The sequence below is a fragment of the Chthonomonas sp. genome (assembly GCF_035294505.1).
Classification (GTDB): Bacteria; Armatimonadota; Chthonomonadetes; order Chthonomonadales; family Chthonomonadaceae; genus Chthonomonas.
In genome coordinates, this window is record NZ_DATGKU010000062.1 from 1 (window position 1) to 4,592 (window position 4,592).

A 4,592-nucleotide genomic window follows, 5' to 3' on the forward strand; every position below is an offset into this window, starting at 1 on the left:
TTGCCCGGTTGCATCGGGGTCACGACCTCCTACAAGTGCAGCAAGATGGAGGGTATGCCCTTCAAGTCGGTAGACTTGAACGCCGTCTCCGGTAGGCAGAAAGAGAAAGTGGTGGCCTTGAAAAGTAAGAATACGAGGCACGCCATGTACGTCGCTATGATAGAGCACCGGATCGTTTAGACCATCGGCGACGTAACGACTTTTACCGTGTTCAAAATCGTCGAGATGAAACAGGTGTCCACTCATGGAGAGAAAGAGGGTGGGGTCGTTCAAAGCGTTGATCCCGAGGGAAACAAATTCGGTGCACCACTGTTCCCACTGCAGCTTACCCGTTGGCGACCATTTCGCCAATCGAGCGCCGGATATGGGTTCTGTTTGTGTGGTGACAATACTGCCATCTGGGGCTATGGCTACGCCGGTGAGATGAAAGAAGCGATCTGGAGAGCGATCGCCAGCTTTTGCCTTTTGACCAAGAATGCCGATTTGATGGGCTTCGAGACCGTGAATTGCGTATATTTTTACCTGTCCCGCTCCGGTATCGGCCACGTAGAGTTTGTTTGAAGGGCTGAAGGCGATCTCGACTGCTTCTGATAGATCGTGGATTGGCGCAGCGAGTTGCTGGCCGGTGGCGGAGTAGACGCGAATTTCGTGCTTACGCGCGCTAACCCAAATCTGCCCCTGGGCGTCTAGCGTGATAGCCCGGGGAGTGGGTACAGGGAAGCTGCCCAAGAGATCGCCGCTCTCTTTATCGAAACGCCACACTCGATTGCCAAGGAGGTCTGTAACAAAGAGGTTGTGTTGGTTTACGGCAATACCCCGTAACGGTGTTTTCAAAAGTTCCGCTTCATCGGGTGGCGTGTTCGGGGGGATGAGGTGTCTCGGCCATTCATAGAGCTGAATATGGCCATCCGTGAGATGCTGACCGGAAAAAGGGACTTCCTGTCCATCGCTAAGGCGGAAGCGCTCGATCTGTTGTCGCTCGTTCCAGGGAGGGGAAGCCCATCCACCGACGGTGCAGTAGATGTAACGGTCATCCACGGCGATCGCATAGGGGATGCCGTTAGGTTTTCCGTTACGAATTTGGAAATGTGCGTCGTAGACAGAATGGCCGTATTTATCCCACCTCTTGAAGTCGGCGCCGGCCTCGTCCCAACCGTTAGCGGTATAGATATTGCCCTCTTGATCTGTGGCCACCGAGAGAATGCTTGCCGGTGTGTGGCCTTGTGCATTTGGCGGCTGCCCACTATTCCCAATGACACCGACATTGCGGTAAACACTATAGTTTACAGCCACCACTAGATGATAGCTTCCCGAAGGTGCCGGTTGGTCGCTCATGTCGAGACCGTTCCATGACACGGTGTGTTTACCGGATGGAGTAGGCTGCATTTGCCAGAGAACCCGAATGAGATGACCTGAGCCGTCGTAGATACCACCACTTGTAATGGCCTGTTGAGAGAGTGTGTAGTGAAAAAGTCGGGTTTGAGATGGAGCAGAGCTATTTGGGGGTAAGCCCGAATCACCACGCGACAAAATAAGTAGCAGCAAAATGATCGCCTGATGTCGCAATCTCATGGTCACCGTTTTCTCCTCATTGGGGGCATCAAACACAAATTTCGATGGAGGGTTTCAAAAAACCTCTCCGAGTTTTTCGCCTCTGCATCCTATTCGGAGAGGCATCTAAACCCGTCTCGCTCCTGGAAACGTGACGGCAAGCAACCCTCCTCCATTCATTGCCCGTCGCCCTATGTAGGAGCGGGGAAAAGGGCTTAAAGGCAAAAATAGATCGTTCGTCTTTGCCAGTCGTCAATCTCCGTGTTAACCGCTCTAAACCGAGCCTTTGAGGTGGAATGCCACCGGAACCGGGTTACGGAACGAGGTAGAAATCAGGCACACATGCGAATACTCCTGTTTTGCAATAGGGGCAGGTTCGGCCTTCGAGGCGGAACGTATCGGAGAAGGAGGCCGAGCCACATTTGGGGCAACTATCTACCGGCGCGCGGGTATCTACGAGAAACTCTTCGCCGCAATCAAGACAGAGGTGGGGCACGTCGTTACCGATGAGTCGGGCGGAGCACTCGCTGAACAGGCAACGCGTGTAGCGTTTCACGCCCTGATCATCGAGGTAGTAAGGGTTCCCCTCGTCCCAAGCATCTATGGTTTTTCCACAGTTGCCACAGGTATATCGAATGCAGACGGACATAGGTGCACCTCCAGTGTGCATTTCCCATTAGCCGTTGGGTCGCCTTGAGTTTCAGAGAAGAAAGGGCGATCCGCCTGTAAGACTTCATTAGCTCTTTGCAATCGAGGTATATCATCAAGTTCCGAGAGTGCGGAATATATCGCAAATTATAGCACTATGGAGGGGGAAATGCAAGGGAAAGGAGTTAGTGTGCGAGAGATATATGTGCATTCGGTTGGAGGGGCAGATCAAGACAGTTCGGCACGACGGGCAAAGCGGGTCGGTGGTACGCCTGTTTTGTGTGGGAGGTGGCAGCAACCGCGCTGCCGAAGACGGGGCAGGAGGTGGGCATTTACGTTGGGATTGCCCGTCTGATTACCACGGAACACGTCCAAGACCTGGTAGGAGCGGGTTTGAAACCCGCTCCTACTAATGATCTCGCTTATAGCGGTAAAGGCGATACGTTTTATGGGAAGAGGGGAGGGTTAAGGTAGATTCTATTTATTCTATTTAGAAGTGCGGTAGCCATTTCTCTTAGGAGGCATAACAATGAACGAAGATCAGCGATTCGCGTTTGATGTACAGGGTTTTCTGCATCTACGTGGTGCGTTGACACCGACGGAGGTCGTTGAATATACGCGATGGATGGAAGAGGTAGAGAAGACAGATGTACATCGGCTAAATGCAGACGAACCGAGTAGGATGCAGCATCAGTTAAATCGGCCGGTGTCGCGGGTGATTGATGCCGACCCAAGGTTTGCTCGATTTCTGGACCACCCGGCAGTCGAGCCCTTGTTGGTGGAGCTGCTAGGAGAAGACTACAAGCATATTGATAATGAACTGTATTACACCTATCCGGGGTACAAAGGTGGGGAGTGGCATCGAGGGGTGCGTGCGCATCCCACCGGGCATGTGGTAAACGGGAGATTTTGTTGCCCGATGGTAAAGGTGTTCTACTGCATGAGCGATGTAGGGCCGAACGAGGGGGAGTTCGTGGTTATTCCCGGATCTCACCGGGCGCAATTCGACCTTGATACTCGCGAAAGGGTGGACCTGCCGTCGCAGCATATTTTTGACGATGTGCGGGTCGGGGACATCATTCTGTTTAACGAGGCGCTGTTGCACAATGGGCGTCCAAATCCCTCACAGAAAACGAGAAAGACGATTATCATGAATTTTGGGCGCGAGGACGCCGGCCCATGGCCTGGCTACACTCCAAAACCGGAGACACGCGAAAAGGTGACGCCACGGCAGCGTCGCATACTAATGAATGGGACACCAATTTGGCGCGAGCCGCAATGGATAGAGTAAGTGCCCGAAAACAAAAACTCCCTCTCCATACTGGAGAGGGAGTGTGATTTTTGAGCCGCTTTACATATCGTAGTCCATGCCGCCGGGCGGGTTGGCGCCGTTGGCCGGTTTCTTCTCCGGTTTCTCCACCACCAGCGCTTCGGTTGTGAGTACAAGGCTGGCGATAGATGCGGCATTTTGCAGTGCGAAGCGGGTTACCTTTACTGGGTCAATGACGCCGGCAGCGATCATGTCGCCGTACTCCTCGGTGGCGGCGTTGAAACCGTGCCCTTTCGGCAACGTTTTCACCTTTTCAACGACTACGCTCCCTTCGAAGCCGGCGTTCTCGGCGATTTGCCGTAGCGGCTCTTCGAGGGCACGTCGGACGATATTGATGCCATGCTGCTCGTCTTGGGTATCGGCTTTGAGGTTATCGAGGGCTGATTGCACATTGAGCAGGGTAACGCCACCTCCTGGCACGATGCCTTCCTCTACGGCAGCGCGGGTGGCGCTGAGGGCATCCTCAAAGCGGTGTTTCTTCTCTTTGAGTTCCGTTTCGGTGGCTGCGCCCACTTTGATGACGGCCACACCGCCGGCGAGCTTGGCGAGGCGCTCTTGCAGTTTCTCCTTATCGTAGGAGCTTTCCGTCTCCTCGATCTGACGCTTGATTTGATTGATGCGCCCCATGATGGCGGCCTCGGTTCCACCACCGTTAATGATGGTGGTCTCCTCTTTGCCGATGATTACCTTTTCGGCTGTGCCGAGGTAGGAGAAATCTACATTCTTGAGCTGGACGCCGAGGTCCTCGCTGATGAACTTGCCACCGGTAAGGATGGCGATATCCTCGAGCATGGCTTTCCGACGGTCACCAAAGCCGGGAGCTTTGACGGCAGCGCAGCTGAGGGTTCCACGGATGCGGTTAAGTACGAGAGTTGCGAGGGCATCTCCATCTACATCCTCTGCGATGATAACGATTGGCCGCCGCTGCTGCGCGATCTTCTCCAGCAAGGGGATGAGATCGGTTGCGGAGCTAATCTTTTTCTCATAGATGAGGATGTAGGGATTTTCGAGGACGGCCTCCATACGCTCGGTGTCGGTGACGAAGTAAGGGGAGATGTAGCCC

Annotated in this window: 4 protein-coding genes; 1 reads left to right on the forward strand and 3 read right to left on the reverse strand. The window is 53.9% G+C overall.

Annotation, left to right across the window (positions count from 1 at the left end; genetic code table 11):
* Both VKV18_RS02930 and VKV18_RS02935 read right to left on the reverse strand, forming a co-directional pair.
* The coding region (locus VKV18_RS02930) for a FlgD immunoglobulin-like domain containing protein (protein WP_324202735.1) at positions 1-1,572 on the reverse strand (1,572 nt) is incomplete at its 3' end.
* A 292-nt stretch (positions 1,573-1,864) separates the two neighbouring features.
* The gene (locus tag VKV18_RS02935; RefSeq protein WP_324202736.1) at positions 1,865-2,200 is read right to left on the reverse strand and encodes a hypothetical protein; all 336 of its coding nucleotides are present in this window, start codon (positions 2,198-2,200) and stop codon (positions 1,865-1,867) included.
* 528 nt (positions 2,201-2,728) lie between these two features.
* Between VKV18_RS02935 and VKV18_RS02940 the strand changes: the two genes are divergently transcribed.
* A complete protein-coding gene (locus tag VKV18_RS02940) occupies positions 2,729-3,490 on the forward strand; it encodes a phytanoyl-CoA dioxygenase family protein (RefSeq protein ID WP_324202737.1) in 762 nt (253 codons plus the stop codon).
* Positions 3,491-3,550: 60 nt separating this feature from the next.
* On the opposite strand, the gene groEL is transcribed toward VKV18_RS02940, so the two are convergent.
* Positions 3,551-4,592, reverse strand: a 1,042-nt coding sequence (gene groEL, locus VKV18_RS02945) for a chaperonin GroEL (protein WP_324202738.1), incomplete at its 5' end; no start/stop codon positions are given.